At 39.6% G+C, this 2,183-nt stretch carries 2 protein-coding genes; one reads left to right on the top strand and one right to left on the bottom strand.

Going from position 1 to position 2,183, the window contains the following annotated elements; translation table 11 throughout:
- On the bottom strand, window positions 1-484 hold a 484-nt coding region (locus tag NZ519_13695; GenBank protein ID MCS7029807.1), incomplete at its 3' end, for a DUF2586 domain-containing protein.
- Between the two features lies 1 nt (window position 485).
- On the opposite strand from NZ519_13695, the gene NZ519_13690 reads away from it, so the two are divergent.
- Complete coding sequence (locus NZ519_13690; GenBank protein ID MCS7029806.1) at window positions 486-2,021, top strand: phage minor head protein; 1,536 nt, start codon at window positions 486-488, stop codon at window positions 2,019-2,021.
- Window positions 2,022-2,183 lie beyond the last annotated feature (162 nt).

The following is a 2,183-nucleotide window of genomic DNA, read 5'->3' as shown; positions in this document are numbered from 1 at the left end:
CAATTTGCTTTGCGTAACCAAACGGAATGATTTTAACGACTACGTCAATTTTATTGGTAGCCAGTACGTTCTGCTTGGGGTCAATTACGCAACGATTAGATATAATTTCGTTATTAGTAGTCATTTGCAGGTCTAACGCATTTTCTACAACAGCTTGCATTTCCTTGACAAAGCTGGCAGAAAGCCGCCCTGTTTCGGGGTCTATTTCTACTTCATCCAACAGATAGGGCAAAAGCGTACTGCGCACAATACGGCGGGCTTTTTCTATGACGCGCACTCGGGCAATACTGTTAAAATCACTGGTGGCAGGCGTACAAGTGGTATCATCGTTAAAATAATACCCTGGCAGCCCTACGTGCTTACGCATGAAAATGTATCCTTTTTCGTGTAGTTCTTGTAGTTTTGAATCAGGCACTGTTTCTATCAAATCTGTATTGAGATACGCATTTGTCTGCAACAGGTCGCCGTCTTTTACCCTACCCAAGTTGCGCTGTACGGGGATTTTAGCTAATCTGCCCAAAACCAAACCCACGCAGGCGTTAGTCCATCAGACCCAAGCCGAAGCCATCGCTTGGCAAGACAAAGAAAAGGTAAAAAACTGGCTAAACAAGATTATTTTTCCATACCTTAAACTTAACTACACATTTGACTGGGTGCAGCAGGATGCCTTGCCACTGACAGAACAGTGGAAAATCCACAAAGAAATGTTAGAGCTGGGGCTGCCTGTGGATACAGAGTATTTAAGCCAAAAATACAATACGCCTTTTACAAAGACCCAGCCCGATGCCGAACCCACAACTAACAAAACCCAACCCAAAAACCAAAAAAACAAATCTAAATTTGTTCAGCAAAAAAAAACAAACCCGTTAGACTTGGGCTACCCGCCAACTGAACCTACGTTTTGGCAAAAAGCCCTTAAAAGTATCCGTAAATTCCTGTTCAAAAACGATTTAGATGACGTTCAAAAGTTATTACAACTTCAACCCGAACAGGCTGTAAGTTTGCTCTTTGAACACTACAAAAACACTTTTCTAAAAGCCATTGATAAAGGTTTTAAGAACCCCAACTGGGGAAATTTGGAAGGATACAGGTTTTTGCAGTTGCAAGAAAACGCGTACAGGTTCAGTTATGCCAAAGCACATTATGTATTGGAGGTCATTAAAAACGCCGCAGATGACCGAAAAGCGGGCATGTACAAAGTTCTGCACGAGAACTACACTTTGACCGAAGCTAATCATTTTACAACATCTGCCCGTATGGCAAAAAAATGGATACAGATACAGGAAAGTAAGGAAGAGTTCCCTTACTTGCAGTATGTTACTGCTCACGATGACCACGTGCGCCCTGCACACAAAGCATTAGACGGCGTTATTAAACCTGTTGATGACCCGTTTTGGAATACACACTACCCGCCCAACGGCTATAACTGCCGTTGTACCGTAAAAAAATTAAGCCAACTGCCTGAAGACTATCAGGACAAACCTATAGACGTACAGCCCGAAAACGAACTGTTTGACAACAATCCAGGTATCACAGGAATCGCTTTTAAGGATACGCATAGATACTTTAGAGAAGCAGTTAATTCTATAAAAGAATATGAAACAATCGTTTCAAGAATAATTAGAACTGACGCTGCTAATACATTAAAAAAGGGGTTTAATTTTTTTTCACAAAACCTGAAAAAAACAGTTGAGGTTTCAAAAAATAGCATCAAGGAAATGCTTAACCAACCCCACAATCGGTATAATGTAAAAAATCTTATGCTACCTCATATTGAAAAAATAGTAGAACAACTCGTATATTACAAAAGCGTTCCACCCAAAGATAAGGATGTCGGCTATGTAGAAAAGGTTGTTTACTACCATTTGCCCCTATTAACCAATTCTGTTTCAGATACAAAGTTTTATTTTATATTTAAGCTGTATAAAAAAGAAAAAAAGCAAAGGACAAGAAAAAGTAAGCACGCAGAGATAATAAAACTTTACTCAATTTCTCAAAATGAACCTAAAATGAAAGATTAAAAAAATACGAGGCGTTGGTGATCTCCTCCGCCGTGTAATCCCGCGAGTTCCGCCAACACCTCATTTTGATGGTAAATATACAACTATTTTCTAAACTACGCAAGTATTATGAGCGAAAAAATACGAAAAGCCATTCAGATAATAGCAGGAACGCATATCAAA

The organism is Bacteroidia bacterium, from assembly GCA_025056095.1.
GTDB lineage: Bacteria > Bacteroidota > Bacteroidia > JANWVE01 > JANWVE01 > JANWVE01.
This window is presented reverse-complemented; position numbering and strand designations above follow the sequence as displayed.